The following is an 18,236-nucleotide window of genomic DNA, read 5'->3' as shown; positions in this document are numbered from 1 at the left end:
TGAATAGCGGACGCCGAATCACGGTTCGGCGTCGGTTTTTTCGATGTTGCTTGTAGGACTTAGTGAACCAGCATGCCGGTAAACCAGTAGGCCTGGGCCAACGTGATCAAGCCGACGATCGTTGCAAAGAATAGGCTGTGTTTCAGGGTGAAACGGAACAGATCCGACTCCTTGCCCACCAACCCGGTTGCCGCGCAGGCTACGGCGATCGATTGTGGCGAAATCATCTTGCCGGTCACGCCGCCGCTGGTGTTGGCCGCTACCAGCAAAGTGTCGTTGACACCGATCTGGTGTGCGGTGGTCGCTTGCAGCGAGCCGAACAGCGCGTTGGACGAAGTATCGGAACCAGTGAGGAACACGCCGAGCCAACCGAGGAATGGCGAGAAGAACGGAAACGCTGCACCAGTCCCGGCCAATACCAAGGCCATGGTCGAGGACATGCCCGAGAAGTTGGTGACGAAGGCAAACGCCAACACCATGCCGATGGACAGGATAGGCCAGCGCAGTTCGTAGAAGGTCTCTTTTAAAGTGGTAAGACCAGTTTTAAAGTTGATCTTCAATACCAGCATCGAGATGAGTGCCGAGAAGAAAATCGCCGTGCCGGTGGCGGAAATCGGATCAAGCTTGAACACCGCCGGGATGGCGGTCGGGTTGACGACGATGGGCGCGACTTTGATCACCATCTGGTTCAGGTGTGGAATGGCGAAGTTGAATACCCAGCCGTACATCGAGCCACCCGCGGCGAACATCGCCTTGAACGGCTTCAAGGTCCAGATCGTCACCAGCACGGTGAGGATCAGGAACGGTGACCAGGCCTTGATGATTTCCCCCATGCTGTAGGGCGAAACCACGGTGCTGCGGGGCTGGCCGAAACCGCCGACGCTGGCGGTGATGGCTGCGCTGGAGGTGGCGCCGGCTATCTGCGCGCCTGCGGTGCGCTTGGGTTGCCAGACTTTCAAGAACAACGTCAGGGAAATCAGGCTGGCCAGGGCCGAGGTGATGTCCGGCAATTCCGGGCCGATGAAGTTCGACGTGAAGTACTGGGTGATGGCGAAACTCAGGCCCGCCACCAAGGCGGCCGGCCAGGTTTCCCGCACGCCGCGCAGGCCATCCATCATAAACACCAGCCAGAACGGTACAAACAACGACAGCAAGGGCAATTGGCGCCCGGTCATGGCGCCGATCTTGAACGCGTCGATCCCGGTTACCTGGCCCGCTACGATAATCGGGATGCCCAGCGCGCCGAAGGCCACCGGAGCGGTGTTGGCGATCAGGCACAGGCCGGCGGCGTAGAGAGGGTTGAAACCCAGGCCCACCAGCAGCGCGGCGGTAATCGCGACCGGGGCACCAAAGCCGGCGGCTCCCTCCAGGAAAGCGCCGAAGCAGAAGCCGATCAGCAGCACTTGCAGGCGCTGGTCATCGGTAATCGACAGCACCGAGCTGCGGATGATTTCGAACTGGCCGCTCTTGACCGTCAGTTTGTAGAGAAACACCGCGGCGACGATGATCCAGGCGATAGGCCATAGACCGTAGGCAAAGCCATAGCCGGCGGCGGCGAATGCCATGTCGGCTGGCATTTGGAAGGCGAAAATGGCGACGGCAATCGCCAGCGCCAGGGTGATGCTGCCGGCCACATGCCCCTTGAGGCGAAACACCGCCAGGGCGAGGAAGAAAAACACGATGGGAATGACGGCCGCGAGTGCGGACAAGCCTAGGCTGCCGAGCGGGCTGTAAAGCTGTTGCCAGGTTTGCATATTGGGTGAGCCCCTAATTGTTGTTGGTCAGGCACTGGTCAGCGTTCTGGCTAATTGGTAATACCAATTTACAAGCGCTGTCGGCTAGGGTAAAAGCCTTGGTTGTCGTGTGTCAATTTGCCGCCCTGAAACTTTCGTCGAATAAACGCTGCAGAAGGCATCTGATCTGCTGGCATTGATGGTTATTGGAGGGTGTGGACGGGGCCCGGATGAGCCAGAATAGAGGGCCCGGCGAGCCGTCGGGTCCGTGGAGAGTCGAGTTATGGGGTTTGATCAGATTCGTCAGCGCCGTTTGTCTGACGATATTGTCGAGCGGCTTGAAGGCATGATCCTGGAGGGCACGTTGAAGTCCGGCGAGCGGCTGCCGGCCGAGCGGACCTTGGCCGAACAGTTCGGTGTATCACGCCCTTCTTTGCGCGAGGCGATCCAGAAACTGGCGGCGAAGGGGCTGCTGGTCAGTCGTCAGGGTGGGGGGAACTATGTCGTGGATTCCCTGGGCTCGACATTCAGCGACCCGCTGCTGCAATTATTGGAGAGCAACCCCGAAGCGCAGCGTGACTTGCTGGAGTTCCGCCATACGCTGGAAGCGTCCTGTGCCTACTACGCGGCGCTGCGGGCCACGGATGTCGATCGCGAGCGGCTGACGGCGGCATTCGACGAGTTGCAGGATTGTTATTCCCGCCACGACGAAGTGAGCCGGGCGGAAGAGGGGGCGGCGGATGCCCGGTTCCATCTGGCGATCGCCGAGGCCAGTCATAACGCGGTCTTGCTGCATACCATTCGCGGCTTGTTTGACCTGCTCAAGCGCAACGTCGTCACCAACATCGGCGGCATGTACAAGCAGCGCAGCGAGACCCGCGACATGCTGATCAGTCAGCATCGGGAGCTGTATCAAGCAATCATGGATGGGCACGCCGAGCTGGCGCGAGAGGTGTCCAGTCGACATATCCTGTATGTGCAGGAAGTGCTGGAAGAGGTTCGTCAGGAAGTACAGCGCGTGGCGCGAGCAGAACGACGCAAAGGAATGTAGACACGCAGCGGATGCCGTGGGAGCGAGCCTGCTCCCACAGATAATCCCGGGCTAATCTTCCTTGCCCTTGTTGCGCACCGCGCGCTGCAGTTCGCGACCGGCATCGCGTTCGCGTTCGGTATCGCGCTTGTCGTATTCCTTCTTGCCCTTGCCCAGCGCGATCTCGCACTTGATCAAGTGTTTGCTCCAGTACAGCGACGTGCAGACGCAGGCGTAACCTTTCTGCTGCACGGACGCGAAGAGCTTTTCCAGCTCCCGCTTGTTGAGCAGCAGCTTTCGCGAGCGCGTCGGGTCGGCGATGACGTGGGTGCTGGCGGTGGTCAGCGGCGTGATATGACTGCCGAGCAACCAGGCTTCGCCGTCCTTGAGCAGGACATAACTGTCGACCAGTTGCGCCTTGCCGGCACGCAAGCTCTTTACTTCCCAGCCGGCCAGGACCATGCCAGCCTCGAAACGTTGTTCGATGAAGTAATCGTGTCGCGCCTTTTTGTTTTGCGCGATGGTCCCTGTGGGGTGTTTCTTCTGTTTAGCCATAGGGGCGGCATTATAGGCAGTTGCGTGCGTGTCGGCTACGGTGAAGCTGCGTGCTTGAGCAGGTTGAATGAATCCCGGACAATGCGGCCTCTTTTTTGAACGCTTGGGCGTGATTACGATGTCGACAGACAAGGTTTCTGTCCACGGCAGTTGGGCTAGCCGCTGGGTCTTCATATTCGCCGCGACCGGTTCGGCCGTGGGCCTGGGTAGTATCTGGAAGTTTCCGTACATGGTCGGCGTCTATGGAGGCGGCGCCTTTGTACTGATGTTCCTGGCCTGCATTGCGCTCATTGGCGCGCCGGTCATGCTGGCGGAAACGCTGATCGGTCGTCGCGCCCGGCAAAGCCCGGCCAACGCCTTGAAGGTGCTGGCGCTGGAGGCGGGTCATTCGCCGAAGTGGTCCTGGGGCGCGTTCGCCGGAATGGTCACCGCGCTGCTGATCTTGTCTTTCTATAGCGTGGTCGGTGGCTGGTCGCTGGACTACATCATCGATATGGGTCGTGGGGATTTCCAAGGTGCGACGCCCGATCAGGTCGGCGCGTACTTCGGCGATGTGATTGCCGATCCTTGGCGGCTGACACTCTGGCACACACTTTTCATGGTGCTCTCCGCCGTGGTGATTGCCCGAGGTGTGGTCGCGGGGCTTGAGCGCAGCCTGCGGATCATGATGCCGCTCCTTTTCGTGATGATCCTGGTCCTGCTGGGCTACAGCATGACCACCGGGCATTTCATGGAAGGCGTGCATTTCATGTTCGATTTCAAACCGGAAAAAGTCATGGAGGGTCTGCTGCCGGCCATGGGGCACGCGTTCTTCTCCCTGAGCGTGGGGGTTGGCTCGATCATGATCTACGGGGCCTATATGCCCAAGAGTGCGTCGCTGACCAAGACAGTTGTCGGCGTTGCGTTGCTTGACACCTTTGTGTCGCTGCTGGCTGGGGTGGCATTGTTTCCGATCGTGTTCGCCGCTGGCCTGAACCCCAGCGAGGGACCCGGGCTGATGTTCGTCAGCTTGCCGTTTGCCTTTGGCAGCATGGCGTTCGGTCAAGTAATGGGCGTGGTGTTTTTTGTCCTGGTGGCGATTGCCGCCTGGAGTTCGGCCATTTCCCTGCTGGAGCCGATGGTGGCCTATCTGGTTGAGCGAACCCGCCTCAGTCGCGCCTGGGTCACGTTCTGGCTGGCTTTCACCTGCTGGTTCGTGGGGTTGGGGACCGTATTTTCCTTCAACATTTGGAAGCAGGCCAAGTTTTTCGTGAACGAAGACGGGCTGTTCCATCTCTATCAGTGGGGAGCAAGCGGAGGGCTGGATTTCTTCGGCGTGATCGATTTCTTTACATCACGGATCATGCTGCCGCTGGGTGGTTTGTGCTTCGTGGTGTTTGCGGGTTGGATCATGGGTCGTGAAGCCGTGCGTGATGAATTGTCACTGCGCAGTCCTGTATTGTTCGCCTTGAGCCTGTTCTTGATGCGCTATGTGGCGCCCATCGGCATCCTCGTAGTGTTTGCCGCCCAGCTGTGGAAGTGACGCTTACATGACGACACATATTCAACGCTCAGCGTTGCTGCCCTACCCGGCGCAGGCGCTGTACGACTTGGTCAATGACGTGGCGAGTTATCCGGAGTTCCTGCCCTGGTGTTCGTCCGCCGAGGTGCTCGAAAGCTCAGAAACCCATATGCGCGCCAGCCTCAATGTCGCCAAGGGTGGATTGAGCCAGCACTTCGTCACGCGCAACACCTTGGTGCCTGGGCAGTCCATCGAGATGAACCTTGAAGAGGGGCCGTTCAATCAGCTCCATGGCGTCTGGGTGTTCAAGTCACTGGGCGAAAAGGCCTGCAAGATCAGCCTGGATCTTTCGTTCGATTACGCCGGGCCGCTGGTGCGCGCGACATTGGGGCCGCTGTTCAACCAGGCGGCCAATACCCTGGTCGATGCGTTTTGCCAGCGTGCCAAGCAAAATGCTGAGCTCAAGCGGTGATCGAGATAGAAGTGGTGTATGCCAGCGCCGAGCGCCAGATCCTCCGCGCGTTCGCTGTGCAGGGGGGTACGAGTGTTCGCGCCGCGCTGGCGGCATCGGGCATCGCAGAAGCGTTTCCAGAGTTGGATCTGGCCACTGTCCCTGTCGGGATCTTCGGCAAAGTGGTTGCGGATCCGGAGCGGCAGGTCGTGCAAGCAGCTGATCGACTCGAAATTTATCGGCCTTTGTTGGCTGATCCGAAAGAAATCCGTCGCCTGCGAGCGGCCAAGGCTGCCCAGGCGCGTCAGGCAGATCAATGACCTGATCTGGATCGCAGGCAATAAAAAACCCGGCAATGCCGGGTTTTTTATTGCCGCAATTTATTGCGGTGAGGTATCCAGAGGTTCTGGTGTCGGGACAGGTACGGTCTCGACGTTGTCCACGTCCTTCTGAATCTGGTCCAGCAACGAACCTGGCTTGGCCGGCTTTTCCGGTTTTGGCTGTTCGGCATTCTGGGTCGGATCGGTGACTGTGGTGCCACTGTCCTTGCCCATGATGGCCTCATCACGGCTCACGCCAGGCATGAAATCGCCCGACAGGCTGACGAGCTGGTCGTCAGGACTGAAGATAACGCTGATGCGTTCTTGTTGCCGCTCACCGCCACCTGGCTGCAAGCTGTACAGGTAATCCCAGCGATCGGCATGGAACGTGTCGGTCAGCAGGGGGTTGCCCATGATAAACCGTACTTGCCGGCGGGTCATTCCCGGGCGTAACTGGTCTATCATGTCCTGCGTGACGACATTGCCCTGCTGGATGTCGATTTTGTAAACCCCGGGGAATGAACAACCGGCGAGTGCGAGCAGTCCCACAAAGGTGAAACTGGTTAGCAAGAGCTTGGTGTTTTGCATCGGTGGGCGACTTCCACTATCTTGGCTGGGACAACGTAAACGCCGATCATACCCGCATTAAGAGAAGCTGCGAAGCAGCATCGCGAGAAAGCTGACCATGGTTGAAAATAGCGAACTACGCAAAGCCGGCCTCAAAGTGACCCTGCCAAGGGTCAAGATTCTGCAAATGCTCGATTCCGCCGAGCAACGCCACATGAGTGCCGAAGACGTCTACAAGGCGCTCATGGAAGCTGGCGAGGACGTCGGTCTGGCCACGGTTTACCGTGTCCTGACTCAATTCGAGGCTGCGGGGTTGGTGGCACGTCATAATTTTGATGGCGGTCATGCTGTCTTTGAATTGGCTGACGGGGAGCACCACGACCACATGGTGGACGTTGAAACCCGGGAAGTTATCGAGTTCATCAGTCCTGAAATCGAAAAACTGCAACAAGCGATTGCTGATGAGTATGGTTTCGAGCTGATCGATCACCATCTCGTCCTGCATGTACGCAAGCGCAAATAAGTTCGTCGCGTGGGTGAAAGCCCCCAAAACGAAAGAAGGCGACCCTCGGGTCGCCTTCTTGCTTTATGGCGTCTCCTAGATTTTCGCCGCCACCACCATTTTCTTGGCGTGCGCCAAGGACTCTTTGGTCAGGTCGATGCCTCCGAGCATCCGGGCCACTTCTTCCACGCGCTCGTTCTTGTTCAGCTTGGACACGGCGGTACGAGTCGCGTCCTCGCCACGCACCTTATGGACAAATAGATGCTGGTGCCCCTGGGCGGCGACTTGAGGCAGGTGGGTCACTGTCAGAACCTGTCCGCGCTCGCCCAGCCTGCGTAGCAACTGGCCGACGATTTCCGCCGTAGGGCCGCCGATGCCCACGTCCACTTCGTCGAATACCAACGTCGGCACCCGCGAGGTTTGCGCTGTAATGACCTGGATCGCCAGGCTGATGCGCGACAGCTCACCCCCGGAGGCAACTTTGGCCAGGGCCTTGAGCGGTTGCCCGGGGTTGGCGCTGACCAGCAACTCCACCTGCTCCAGCCCATTGGGTTGGAGCTCGTCACCGGAGTTGGGTCGCAGTTCGATGGCGAAGCGTCCGCCCGGCATGCCCAGGCGCTGGATTTCCTGTTCTACGGCGCTGGCCAATCCGGTTGCAGCTTGTCGGCGCAGTTCGCTGAGTTCGTTGGCCTTTTCCTGGTAATGGCGCGCGTAGGAGGCCAATTCGTCCCCGAGGCGTTCGATGGATTCATCGTTGGCGTTAAGGGTTTCCAATTCTTCCAGCAGGCGTTGCTGCAGTTCGACGACATCGGTTGGCTGGATACGGTGTTTGCGCGCCAGTGTATAGATAGTGTCCAGGCGTTCTTCCAGGTATTGAAGCCGCGCCGGGTCGGCGTCGAAATGATCAAGGAACCGGTTCAGCTCCCCAACGGCTTCCTCGACCTGGATCTGCGCGCTAGTCAGCAGGTTGGTCGCTTCGTTCAGGGCACCCACCGAATTGTTCACGCTGGACAACCGGTTCAGGCTCGCTGTCAGCGCATTGAGCACATTGCCCGAATCGCTCTCGCTGCATTGCTCGACCACTTGCCGGCAAATGCCTAGCAATGCTTCGGCGTTGGTCAGGTTCTTGTGCTCTTGCTCCAGTTCCTCCAACTCGTTTTCACCCAGGGCCAGGTTTTCCAGTTCTTCGAGCTGGTAGCTCAGCAACTGGTGGCGAGCGCGTTGCTCGTCGCCGGAGTTGGAGAGGCGATCCAGTTCCTGCCGGGTCTGGCGCCAACGCTGGGCTGCCAGATGAACCTGGCGGGCCAGGTCGGTGGCTCCGGCGTACTCGTCGAGCAAACGCCGATGGGTGTCGGTCTTGAGCAGGGATTGGTGTTCATGCTGGCTGTGGATGTCGATCAGCAATTCACCGAGGGCCTTGAGGTCTCCCAGCGGGCAGGGCGTGCCATTGATGTAGCCTCGGGAGCGGCCTTCGGCGGTGATGACCCGGCGCAGGATGCACAGGCCGTCGTTGTCCAGGTCGCGTTCGGCCAGCCAGGCGCTGGCTTCGGGAATGTCGATCAGGTCAAACGTTGCCAGGATGTCGGCCTTGTCCGCGCCAGGGCGTACCACGCCGTTGTCGGCGCGATCGCCGAGGGTCAGGCCCAAGGCATCGAGCATGATCGATTTGCCGGCGCCGGTTTCACCGGTTATCACGCTCATGCCCCGGTCGAGTTCGAGGTCGAGGTGTTCGACGATGGCATAGTTGTGTACGGACAGGTGCACCAGCATAAGGCCGCTCCCAGGCATTAGGTCTGGTTATTTATACAGTGTTTTGTTTCTGGCTGACAATGCCCTCGCTTAGCTCGATTTGCTTGGATGATCGAAATTCTTAGCGCCGAAGCGAAGGATATGCAGCTGTTTTTTGTAAGGTTAATTCGTCACGCGGCCCTTGAAGCTGGAAAAGCTGGCCCCATATATCCGGGCAGAAGCGCGAGTCGAGCTCGCGGACGAAGTTGAAAGGAGAAATCTATGGCAGACGAACAGACGCAGGACACGCAAAATCTAGACGCCAATCAGGCTCCCCAGGATTCGGGCGAAGACCTGGCGGCACGTGTACAAGTGCTCGAAGAGCAACTGGCCGGTGCGCAGGATCAGGCGTTGCGTGTAGCTGCCGACCTGCAGAATGTCCGCCGCCGCGCCGAGCAAGACGTGGAAAAAGCCCACAAATTCGCCCTGGAGCGTTTCGCCGGCGACCTGCTGCCGATCATCGACAGCCTGGAGCGCGGCCTGGAGCTGTCCAACCCGGACGACGAGAACATCCGTGCGATGCGTGAAGGCATCGAGCTGACCCTGAAAATGTTCCAGGACACCCTCAAGCGTTATCAGCTTGAAGCGATCGATCCACACGGCGAACCCTTCAATGCCGAGCACCATCAGGCCATGGCGATGCAGGAAAGCGCAGACGTCGAGCCGAACAGTGTGCTGAAAGTATTCCAGAAGGGCTACCTGCTCAACGGTCGCCTGTTGCGCCCGGCCATGGTCGTGGTGAGCAAGGCGCCAGCACCGGTTTCGCCTTCTATTGATGAGCAGGCTTGAAATCGGGCGCAGCGGCCCCATTAAGAAGTCAAGCGTTTAAGTGCTACCGCAGTTAGCCACCACTGCTGCGGCAACAAAATCCAAGTTCCGGGAGAGTTAACATGGGCAAGATTATCGGTATCGACCTGGGGACCACCAACTCGTGCGTCTCCGTGCTGGAAAACGGCAAGGCCAAGGTTATTGAGAACGCTGAGGGTGCGCGCACCACGCCGTCCATCATTGCGTACGCCAACGATGGCGAGATCCTGGTGGGCCAGTCCGCCAAGCGTCAGGCTGTGACCAATCCGCATAACACCCTGTATGCGGTGAAGCGTCTGATCGGTCGCAAGTTCGACGAAGAAGTCGTTCAGAAAGACATCAAGATGGTGCCTTACAAAATCGCCAAGGCTGACAACGGCGACGCTTGGGTTGAAGTGAACGGCCAGAAAATGGCACCGCCACAGATCTCGGCTGAAATCCTCAAGAAAATGAAGAAAACCGCCGAAGATTACCTCGGCGAAGCGGTGACTGAGGCGGTCATCACTGTTCCAGCATACTTCAACGACAGTCAGCGCCAGGCGACCAAAGACGCCGGCCGCATCGCGGGCCTGGACGTAAAACGTATCATCAACGAACCAACCGCGGCCGCTCTGGCCTACGGTATGGACAAGGCCAAGGGCGATCACACCGTGATCGTTTACGACCTGGGCGGTGGTACCTTCGACGTCTCCGTGATTGAGATCGCTGAAGTGGATGGCGAGCACCAGTTCGAAGTGCTGGCTACCAACGGTGACACGTTCCTCGGCGGTGAAGACTTCGATATTCGTCTGATCGACTACCTCGTCGACGAATTCAAGAAAGAAAGCGGCATGAACCTCAAGGGCGACCCGCTGGCCATGCAGCGCCTGAAAGAAGCCGCCGAAAAAGCTAAGATCGAACTGTCCTCGAGCCAGTCGACCGACGTGAACCTGCCGTACATCACCGCAGACGCCACCGGTCCTAAGCACTTGAACGTGAAGATCTCCCGCGCCAAGCTCGAAGCGCTGGTGGAAGACCTGGTTCAGCGCACCATCGAACCTTGCCGCATTGCCATGAAGGATGCCGGTATCGACGTTGGTTCGATCAACGACGTCATCCTGGTCGGCGGCCAGACCCGTATGCCGCTGGTCCAGAAGCTGGTGACCGATTTCTTCGGTAAGGAAGCACGCAAGGACGTGAACCCGGACGAAGCCGTTGCCATGGGTGCTGCCATCCAAGGCGCCGTTCTGGCCGGTGACGTGAAAGACGTTCTGCTGCTCGATGTCAGTCCGCTGACCCTGGGTATCGAAACCATGGGCGGCGTAATGACCGCGCTGATCGAGAAAAACACCACGATTCCTACCAAGAAATCCCAGGTGTTCTCGACGGCTGACGACAACCAGAACGCCGTGACCATCCACGTGCTGCAGGGTGAGCGCAAGCAGGCTACCCAGAACAAGTCCCTGGGCAAGTTCGACCTGGCCGAGATTCCGCCAGCGCCACGCGGTGTGCCACAAATCGAAGTGACCTTCGACATCGACGCCAACGGCATCCTGCACGTCGGCGCGAAAGACAAGGCTACTGGCAAGACCCAGTCGATCGTGATCAAGGCCAACTCCGGTCTGTCCGAGGAAGAAATTCAGCAAATGGTTCGCGACGCTGAAGTCAACGCCGAGGAAGACCGCAAGTTTGAAGAGCTGGCCAGTGCTCGTAACCAGGGCGACGCCTTGGTTCACTCGACTCGCAAGATGGTTGCCGATGCCGGCGACAAAGTGACCGCTGAAGAGAAGACCGCGATCGAAGCTGCCGTGGTTGCCCTTGAAGCTGCCGTCAAAGGCGACGACAAGGCCGCCATCGAAGCGAAGATCGAAGAGCTGTCTAAAGTCTCCGCGCCGGTGGCTCAGAAGATGTATGCCGAGCAGGCCCAGCCAGCTGAAGGTGCGGCGCAGCAAGGCGAATCGGCCCAGAAAGCCGATGACGTCGTCGACGCTGAGTTCGAAGAAGTGAAAGACAACAAGTAACTGCTTGTTGGTCGGCCGGTTGACTGCGTTTGTGCGGTGGCTGGTAGGATGTCGCCGCGCGGGAGCTTGCTCCCGCGTTGGCGTGTCTGGAGCCAGTGAATTTTTACAGCATGCGACAAGCTCGGGTGCTGGCGGTGTGTTCGGGGATGCTCCTGCTTTCCGGGCAATGCGCACCGCATTTTGGCCGGGTCCCTGGCTGAAAGATTTATGACCAGGATCGTTGAATCGACGTGAGTTGGGTCCGGGCCTGTATTGGGGCTCAACGAGTTTGGCGAGGCTCAGGAGGGGTTTGCCGAACGTCCTATAAGAGTGCAAAGACTAATGGCAAAGCGTGACTTTTACGAAGTATTGGGTGTTGAGCGGGGGGCCAGCGAGGCAGAGCTGAAGAAGGCCTATCGCCGTCTCGCGATGAAGCACCACCCTGACCGTAATCCCGGCGACAAGGCATCGGAAGAGATGTTCAAGGAGGCTAACGAGGCCTATGAAGTCCTGTCCGACTCCAGCAAGCGCGCGGCTTACGACCAGTACGGTCATGCCGGTGTCGACCCGAGCATGGGCGGTGGCGGTGCCGGTTTTGGCGGCCAGAATTTTTCCGACATTTTCGGCGATGTGTTCAGCGATTTCTTCGGCGGCGGTCGTGGCGGTGCCCGTGGTGGTGCTCAGCGTGGCAGCGATCTGCGCTACACCCTGGAGCTGAACCTGGAAGAGGCGGTGCGCGGTACCACGGTCAATATCCGGGTTCCGACGCTGGTCAACTGCAAGCCATGTGACGGTTCGGGTGCCAAGAAGGGTTCTTCGCCCGTTACTTGCCCCACCTGTGGTGGCATTGGCCAGGTCCGCATGCAACAGGGCTTCTTCTCGGTCCAACAGACCTGCCCACGTTGCCACGGCCAAGGCAAGATTATTTCCGATCCGTGCGACTCCTGCCACGGCGAAGGGCGTGTCGAAGAGTACAAGACGCTGTCGGTGAAAGTGCCGGCCGGTGTCGATACCGGTGATCGCATTCGCCTGTCCGGCGAAGGTGAGGCGGGTGCCCAAGGTGGGCCGACTGGCGACCTGTACGTGGTCATCAACGTGCGTGAGCACGCGATCTTCCAGCGCGACGGCAAACATCTGTTCTGCGAAGTGCCGATCAGTTTCGTCGATGCGGCATTGGGTGGCGAGCTTGAGATTCCGACCCTCGATGGTCGCGTCAAACTGAAGATTCCCGAGGGGACGCAAACCGGCAAGCAGTTCCGGATCCGCGGCAAAGGCGTAGCGCCAGTGCGGGGCGGTGGTGCGGGCGACCTGATGTGTCGCGTTGCGGTGGAAACGCCGGTGAACCTGAGCCGGCGCCAGCGGGAATTGCTGGAAGAGTTCCGCAGCTCCCTAGCGGATGACAACAGTCACTCGCCGAAAACCACCGGTTGGTTCGAAGGCGTGAAGCGCTTCTTCGGCGACCTGTAAGGAGTGGGCATGCGACGTATAGCTGTGATGGGCGCCGCGGGGCGCATGGGCAAGGCGCTGGTCGAGGCGGTGCAGCAACGTTCGCCGCTTTCGGGTCTGACGGCTGCCATTGTCCGGCCCGACAGTACGCTGGTAGGGGCTGATGCTGGCGAGTTGGCTTCGATTGGGCGTATCGGCGTACCGATGTCCGGTGGGCTGGAAAAGGTGCTCGATGAGTTCGATGTATTGATCGATTTCACCCTGCCTGAAGTCATGCTGAAAAACCTCGCCATCTGCCGCAAGGCCGGCAAGGCCATGGTTATCGGTACGACCGGCCTGGATGCGGCACAAAAGGAATTGTTGGCCGAGGCCGGCAAGGATATTCCGATCGTGTTCGCGGCGAATTTCAGCGTGGGCGTGAACCTGTCGCTGAAGTTGCTGGACCTGACCGCTCGGGTCTTGGGCGATGATGCGGATATCGAGATTATCGAGGCGCATCATCGACACAAGATCGACGCGCCTTCAGGAACCGCGTTGCGCATGGGTGAAGTGATTGCCGATGCGCTGGGTCGTGACCTGCAGGAAGTGGCCGTATACGGGCGCCAGGGGCACACCGGTGCGCGGGAGCGCGACACCATCGGTTTCGCGACCGTGCGTGGCGGTGACGTAGTAGGTGATCACACCGTGCTGTTCGCCACTGAAGGCGAACGCCTGGAGATTACCCATAAAGCGTCGAGTCGGATGACCTTCGCCAAGGGCGCCGTACGGGCTGCGCTGTGGCTGGATGGTTGCGAGCCTGGCCTGTACGACATGCAGGACGTTCTCGACCTGCGTTGATGCCATTAATAGCGGGGTTCAGGTTATACTGAGCCCCGTTTTAAACCGCTTCGCGACGTCCTGTCGCATTCCCTTGCCTTTCAGGCTCATTAGCGGTGGACCAAAAAAGCCTTTTTCTGTAAGCTACAGCTTTAGTGTGTCCACTAAAAGCGCGCAGAATAATTCAGTGAACAAGCGGGGTGACGTGTCCATACGTCACTCCGCTTTTTTACAACCTGCGATCGCCCTTTCAGGCTTTATTTACGGGAGGTCTTCTTGACTAAGCCAGCCATACTCGCCCTTGCTGATGGCAGCATTTTTCGCGGCGAAGCCATTGGAGCCGACGGTCAGACCGTTGGTGAGGTGGTGTTTAACACCGCAATGACCGGCTATCAGGAAATTCTTACCGATCCTTCCTACGCCCAACAAATCGTTACCCTGACTTACCCGCATATCGGCAATACCGGCACCACGCCGGAAGATGCCGAGTCCGATCGTGTCTGGTCCGCTGGCCTGGTCATTCGCGACCTGCCGCTGGTAGCGAGCAACTGGCGTAACAAGATGTCCTTGTCCGACTACCTGAAAGCCAACAATGTCGTGGCGATCGCCGGTATCGACACCCGCCGCCTGACCCGCATTCTTCGGGAAAAAGGCGCGCAGAACGGCTGTATCATGGCCGGTGACAACATTTCCGACGAGGCCGCCATTGCCGCTGCCCAGGGTTTCCCAGGGCTCAAGGGCATGGACCTGGCGAAAGTCGTCAGCACCAAGAAACAGTACGAGTGGCGCTCCTCGGTCTGGGATCTGAAAACCGATAGCCACGCGACGATCGAGGCTTCCGAGCTGCCGTATCACGTGGTTGCCTACGATTACGGCGTCAAGCTGAACATCCTGCGCATGTTGGTAGCGCGCGGTTGCCGCGTCACCGTGGTGCCGGCCCAAACCCCAGCCGCCGACGTCCTGGCCCTCAAACCCGACGGTGTGTTCCTGTCCAACGGCCCGGGTGACCCGGAGCCTTGCGACTACGCGATTCAGGCGATCAGGGACGTGCTGGAAACCGAGATTCCGGTCTTCGGTATCTGTCTGGGGCACCAGTTGCTGGCCCTGGCTTCGGGCGCCAAGACCCTGAAAATGGGCCACGGCCACCACGGTGCCAACCACCCGGTTCAGGACCTGGACACCGGCGTCGTCATGATCACCAGTCAGAACCACGGTTTTGCGGTTGACGAGGCGACCCTGCCGGCCAACGTGCGGGCCATCCATAAATCGCTGTTCGACGGCACGCTGCAAGGCATCGAGCGTACCGACAAGAGCGCGTTCAGCTTCCAGGGTCACCCTGAGGCGAGCCCGGGCCCGAACGATGTGGCGCCGCTGTTCGATCGCTTCATCAATGAGATGGCCAAGCGACGCTGACCGCGTGAAGCCTGAGGGTGGCCCCGAAACCGGCGGCCCCCATGGGCGCTTCAAAGATTGTTCGACGGCCTAGCCGACTGACCTGCGGATTTGAGTGACAAACCCATGCCAAAACGTACAGACATAAAAAGCATCCTGATTCTCGGCGCTGGCCCGATCGTGATCGGCCAGGCCTGCGAATTCGACTACTCCGGCGCCCAGGCCTGTAAAGCCCTGCGCGAAGAGGGCTACCGCGTCATCCTGGTGAACTCCAACCCGGCCACCATCATGACCGACCCGTCGATGGCCGACGCCACCTACATCGAGCCGATCAAATGGCAGACCGTTGCCAAGATCATCGAGAAGGAACGTCCGGACGCGCTGCTGCCGACCATGGGTGGCCAGACCGCGCTGAACTGCGCCCTGGACCTGGAGCGCGAAGGCGTCCTGGAAAAATTCGGTGTGGAGATGATCGGCGCGAACGCCGACACCATCGACAAGGCCGAAGACCGTTCGCGCTTCGACAAGGCGATGAAGTCCATCGGCCTGGACTGCCCACGCTCGGGCATCGCCCACAGCATGGAAGAGGCCAACGCCGTCCTGGAACGCCTCGGCTTCCCGTGCATCATCCGTCCGTCCTTCACCATGGGCGGCACCGGTGGTGGCATCGCCTACAACCGTGAAGAATTCGAAGAAATCTGCGCCCGTGGTCTCGACTTGTCGCCGACCAAGGAACTGCTGATTGACGAATCCCTGATCGGCTGGAAAGAATACGAAATGGAAGTTGTCCGCGACAAAAAGGACAACTGCATCATCGTCTGCTCCATCGAGAACTTCGACCCGATGGGCGTGCACACCGGTGACTCGATCACCGTGGCGCCGGCCCAGACCCTGACAGACAAGGAATACCAGATCCTGCGGAACGCCTCCCTGGCGGTGCTGCGCGAGATCGGCGTGGAAACCGGCGGCTCCAACGTCCAGTTCGGCATCTGCCCGAACACCGGCCGCATGGTGGTCATCGAGATGAACCCGCGCGTGTCCCGTTCGTCGGCCCTGGCCTCGAAAGCCACCGGTTTCCCAATCGCCAAGGTCGCCGCCAAGCTGGCCGTCGGCTACACCCTGGACGAACTGTCGAACGATATCACCGGCGGCAAGACCCCGGCGTCCTTCGAACCGTCCATCGACTACGTAGTGACCAAGCTGCCGCGTTTCGCCTTCGAAAAATTCGCCAAGGCTGACGCCCGCCTGACCACCCAGATGAAATCGGTGGGTGAAGTCATGGCCATCGGCCGGACTTTCCAGGAATCCCTGCAAAAAGCCCTTCGTGGCCTGGAAGTGGGTGTCTGCGGTCTCGATCCGAAGCTGGACCTGAGCAAGCCGGAAAGCATGAGCGAGCTCAAGCGCGAGCTGACCGTGCCGGGCGCCGAGCGTATCTGGTATGTGGCGGATGCCTTCCGCGCCGGCATGACTGTCGAGCAGATTTTCGACATGAACATGATCGACCCTTGGTTCCTGGTACAGATCGAAGACCTGATCAAGGAAGAAGAGAAGGTCAAGACCCTGGGCATGTCCAGCATCGACCGCAACACGATGCTGGGCCTCAAGCGCAAGGGCTTCTCCGACATGCGCCTGGCCAAGCTGCTGGGTGTGACCGAGAAGAGCCTGCGCACTCATCGTCACAAGCTGGAAGTCTTCCCGGTCTACAAGCGCGTCGACACCTGCGCGGCTGAGTTCGCCACCGACACTGCCTATCTGTACTCCACGTACGAAGAAGAGTGCGAAGCCGCGCCTTCGACCCGGGACAAGATCATGATCCTGGGCGGCGGTCCCAACCGGATCGGCCAGGGCATCGAGTTCGACTACTGCTGCGTACACGCAGCACTGGCGCTGCGCGATGATGGTTACGAAACCATCATGGTCAACTGCAACCCGGAAACCGTATCCACTGACTACGACACCTCTGATCGCCTGTACTTCGAGCCTGTGACCCTGGAAGACGTGCTGGAAATCGTCCGCGTCGAGAAGCCAAAAGGCGTGATCGTCCAGTACGGTGGGCAGACCCCTCTGAAGCTGGCCCGCGCCCTCGAAGCCGCCGGCGTGCCGATCATCGGCACCAGCCCGGATGCCATCGACCGCGCTGAAGACCGCGAGCGCTTCCAGCAGATGGTCGAGCGCCTGAACCTGCGCCAGCCGCCAAACGCCACCGTGCGCAGCGAAGACGAAGCGATTCGTGCGGCCGCCAAGATCGGCTACCCGTTGGTGGTGCGTCCGTCCTACGTGCTGGGCGGTCGTGCGATGGAGATCGTCTATCAGGAAGACGAACTCAAGCGCTACCTGCGCGAAGCCGTCCAGGTCTCCAACGACAGCCCGGTGCTGCTCGACCACTTCCTCAACTGCGCCATTGAAATGGACGTGGATGCGGTCAGCGACGGCAAGGACGTGGTGATCGGCGCGATCATGCAGCACATCGAGCAGGCCGGCGTTCACTCCGGTGACTCCGCTTGCTCGCTGCCGCCTTATTCGCTGCCGGCGCACATCCAGGATGAGATGCGCGAACAGGTCAAGAAAATGGCCTTGGAGCTGGGCGTCATCGGCTTGATGAACGTGCAACTGGCCCTACAAGGCGAAGACATCTACGTCATCGAAGTCAATCCGCGCGCTTCCCGTACCGTGCCGTTCGTTTCCAAGTGCATCGGTGTTTCCCTGGCAATGATCGCCGCCCGGGTCATGGCGGGCAAAACCCTGAAAGAGCTGGGTTTCACCAAGGAAATCATCCCGAACTTCTATAGCGTGAAAGAAGCGGTGTTCCCATTCGCCAAGTTCCCGGGCGTCGATCCGATCCTCGGCCCGGAAATGAAATCCACCGGTGAAGTGATGGGCGTGGGTGATACCTTCGGTGAAGCCTTCGCCAAGGCCCAGATGGGCGCCAGTGAAGTGTTGCCGACGGGCGGCACGGCGTTCATCAGCGTGCGTGATGACGACAAGCCACTGGTTGCAGGCGTGGCCCGTGATCTGATCAACTTGGGCTTCGAAGTGGTCGCCACTGCCGGTACTGCCAGGCTGATCGAAGCCGCAGGCCTGAAAGTGCGCCGCGTGAACAAGGTGACCGAGGGGCGTCCGCACGTGGTCGACATGATCAAGAATGACGAAGTCACGCTGATCATCAACACCACCGAAGGTCGTCAATCGATCGCCGATTCCTACTCCATTCGTCGCAATGCGCTGCAGCACAAGATCTACTGCACCACGACCATTGCTGCGGGCGAAGCGATCTGCGAAGCGCTCAAGTTCGGTCCCGAGAAGACCGTGCGTCGCTTGCAGGATCTACATGCAGGATTGAAGGCATGAG

At 59.5% G+C, this 18,236-nt stretch carries 15 protein-coding genes; 11 read left to right on the top strand and 4 right to left on the bottom strand.

What is annotated here, in order from left to right:
- Nucleotides 1–59: 59 nt before the first annotated feature.
- A complete protein-coding gene (locus HU806_RS15350; RefSeq protein WP_186612186.1) occupies nt 60–1,754 on the bottom strand; it encodes a lactate permease LctP family transporter in 1,695 nt (564 codons plus the stop codon).
- 262 nt (nt 1,755–2,016) lie between these two features.
- Between HU806_RS15350 and HU806_RS15345 the strand changes: the two genes are divergently transcribed.
- Nucleotides 2,017–2,784: an FCD domain-containing protein gene (locus HU806_RS15345; RefSeq protein WP_186612185.1), complete on the top strand. Its 768-nt coding sequence runs from the start codon at nt 2,017–2,019 to the stop codon at nt 2,782–2,784.
- A 51-nt stretch (nt 2,785–2,835) separates the two neighbouring features.
- Here the strand turns inward: HU806_RS15345 and smpB are convergent, their stop codons facing one another.
- Nucleotides 2,836–3,318 carry an SsrA-binding protein SmpB gene (smpB, locus tag HU806_RS15340; protein WP_047229073.1) on the bottom strand — a complete coding sequence of 161 codons (483 nt, stop codon included), beginning with the start codon at nt 3,316–3,318 and terminating at the stop codon, nt 2,836–2,838.
- Between the two features lie 118 nt (nt 3,319–3,436).
- Between smpB and HU806_RS15335 the strand changes: the two genes are divergently transcribed.
- The 3 genes from HU806_RS15335 to HU806_RS15325 are packed head-to-tail and all read left to right on the top strand — an operon-like array spanning nt 3,437 to nt 5,590.
- On the top strand, nt 3,437–4,840 hold the full coding sequence (locus HU806_RS15335) for a sodium-dependent transporter (RefSeq protein WP_186612184.1): 1,404 nt from the start codon (nt 3,437–3,439) through the stop codon (nt 4,838–4,840).
- Between the two features lie 7 nt (nt 4,841–4,847).
- Entirely contained in the window at nt 4,848–5,291 is a 444-nt protein-coding gene (locus tag HU806_RS15330; RefSeq protein ID WP_186612183.1) for a type II toxin-antitoxin system RatA family toxin, read from the top strand.
- The gene (locus tag HU806_RS15325; RefSeq protein ID WP_186612182.1) at nt 5,288–5,590 is read left to right on the top strand and encodes an RnfH family protein; all 303 of its coding nucleotides are present in this window, start codon (nt 5,288–5,290) and stop codon (nt 5,588–5,590) included. Before HU806_RS15330 ends, HU806_RS15325 begins: the two co-directional genes overlap by 4 nt.
- Nucleotides 5,591–5,650: 60 nt before the next feature.
- On the opposite strand, the gene HU806_RS15320 is transcribed toward HU806_RS15325, so the two are convergent.
- Entirely contained in the window at nt 5,651–6,178 is a 528-nt protein-coding gene (locus HU806_RS15320; protein WP_186612181.1) for an outer membrane protein assembly factor BamE, read from the bottom strand.
- Nucleotides 6,179–6,275: 97 nt separating this feature from the next.
- Here HU806_RS15320 and fur point away from each other — a divergent pair, with 97 nt between their 5' ends.
- On the top strand, nt 6,276–6,680 hold the full coding sequence (fur, locus tag HU806_RS15315) for a ferric iron uptake transcriptional regulator (protein ID WP_186612180.1): 405 nt from the start codon (nt 6,276–6,278) through the stop codon (nt 6,678–6,680).
- Between the two features lie 75 nt (nt 6,681–6,755).
- Here the strand turns inward: fur and recN are convergent, their stop codons facing one another.
- Nucleotides 6,756–8,429 (bottom strand): DNA repair protein RecN, encoded by a 1,674-nt coding sequence (recN, locus tag HU806_RS15310; protein ID WP_186612179.1) that lies wholly within the window; start codon nt 8,427–8,429, stop codon nt 6,756–6,758.
- Between the two features lie 240 nt (nt 8,430–8,669).
- Here recN and grpE point away from each other — a divergent pair, with 240 nt between their 5' ends.
- The 6 genes from grpE (at nt 8,670) to carB (ending at nt 18,235) form a co-directional block, all read left to right on the top strand.
- Nucleotides 8,670–9,236 carry a nucleotide exchange factor GrpE gene (gene grpE / locus HU806_RS15305; protein WP_186612178.1) on the top strand — a complete coding sequence of 189 codons (567 nt, stop codon included), beginning with the start codon at nt 8,670–8,672 and terminating at the stop codon, nt 9,234–9,236.
- Nucleotides 9,237–9,337: 101 nt separating this feature from the next.
- A complete protein-coding gene (gene dnaK, locus HU806_RS15300) occupies nt 9,338–11,254 on the top strand; it encodes a molecular chaperone DnaK (protein ID WP_186612177.1) in 1,917 nt (638 codons plus the stop codon).
- Nucleotides 11,255–11,575: 321 nt separating this feature from the next.
- Complete coding sequence (dnaJ, locus tag HU806_RS15295) at nt 11,576–12,700, top strand: molecular chaperone DnaJ (protein ID WP_030139779.1); 1,125 nt, start codon at nt 11,576–11,578, stop codon at nt 12,698–12,700.
- 9 nt (nt 12,701–12,709) lie between these two features.
- Nucleotides 12,710–13,516 (top strand): 4-hydroxy-tetrahydrodipicolinate reductase, encoded by an 807-nt coding sequence (gene dapB, locus HU806_RS15290; protein ID WP_186612176.1) that lies wholly within the window; start codon nt 12,710–12,712, stop codon nt 13,514–13,516.
- A gap of 255 nt (nt 13,517–13,771) precedes the next feature.
- Nucleotides 13,772–14,908 (top strand): glutamine-hydrolyzing carbamoyl-phosphate synthase small subunit, encoded by a 1,137-nt coding sequence (gene carA, locus HU806_RS15285; protein ID WP_186612175.1) that lies wholly within the window; start codon nt 13,772–13,774, stop codon nt 14,906–14,908.
- A 105-nt stretch (nt 14,909–15,013) separates the two neighbouring features.
- Nucleotides 15,014–18,235, top strand: a complete 3,222-nt coding sequence (carB, locus tag HU806_RS15280) for a carbamoyl-phosphate synthase large subunit (RefSeq protein ID WP_186612174.1) — start codon at nt 15,014–15,016, stop codon at nt 18,233–18,235.
- The last annotated feature ends 1 nt before the right edge of the window (nt 18,236 follow it).

Source organism: Pseudomonas sp. SWRI154 (assembly GCF_014268645.1).
GTDB classification, from domain to species: domain Bacteria; phylum Pseudomonadota; class Gammaproteobacteria; order Pseudomonadales; family Pseudomonadaceae; genus Aquipseudomonas; species Aquipseudomonas marvdashtae.
The sequence above is the reverse complement of the archived record's forward strand: the minus strand, read 5'-3'. Positions and strand labels throughout refer to the sequence as shown.

What these genes read in the sequence shown, in the direction of transcription:
- grpE (WP_186612178.1), top strand. Translation starts at nt 8,670, where the DNA reads ATGGCAGACGAACAGACGCAGGACACGCAAAATCTAGACGCCAATCAG.
- HU806_RS15345 (WP_186612185.1), top strand. Translation starts at nt 2,017, where the DNA reads ATGGGGTTTGATCAGATTCGTCAGCGCCGTTTGTCTGACGATATTGTC.
- carB (WP_186612174.1), top strand. Translation starts at nt 15,014, where the DNA reads ATGCCAAAACGTACAGACATAAAAAGCATCCTGATTCTCGGCGCTGGC.
- recN (WP_186612179.1), bottom strand. Translation starts at nt 8,429, where the DNA reads ATGCTGGTGCACCTGTCCGTACACAACTATGCCATCGTCGAACACCTC.
- dnaK (WP_186612177.1), top strand. Translation starts at nt 9,338, where the DNA reads ATGGGCAAGATTATCGGTATCGACCTGGGGACCACCAACTCGTGCGTC.
- HU806_RS15330 (WP_186612183.1), top strand. Translation starts at nt 4,848, where the DNA reads ATGACGACACATATTCAACGCTCAGCGTTGCTGCCCTACCCGGCGCAG.
- dnaJ (WP_030139779.1), top strand. Translation starts at nt 11,576, where the DNA reads ATGGCAAAGCGTGACTTTTACGAAGTATTGGGTGTTGAGCGGGGGGCC.
- HU806_RS15335 (WP_186612184.1), top strand. Translation starts at nt 3,437, where the DNA reads ATGTCGACAGACAAGGTTTCTGTCCACGGCAGTTGGGCTAGCCGCTGG.
- smpB (WP_047229073.1), bottom strand. Translation starts at nt 3,318, where the DNA reads ATGGCTAAACAGAAGAAACACCCCACAGGGACCATCGCGCAAAACAAA.
- dapB (WP_186612176.1), top strand. Translation starts at nt 12,710, where the DNA reads ATGCGACGTATAGCTGTGATGGGCGCCGCGGGGCGCATGGGCAAGGCG.
- HU806_RS15320 (WP_186612181.1), bottom strand. Translation starts at nt 6,178, where the DNA reads ATGCAAAACACCAAGCTCTTGCTAACCAGTTTCACCTTTGTGGGACTG.
- fur (WP_186612180.1), top strand. Translation starts at nt 6,276, where the DNA reads ATGGTTGAAAATAGCGAACTACGCAAAGCCGGCCTCAAAGTGACCCTG.
- HU806_RS15350 (WP_186612186.1), bottom strand. Translation starts at nt 1,754, where the DNA reads ATGCAAACCTGGCAACAGCTTTACAGCCCGCTCGGCAGCCTAGGCTTG.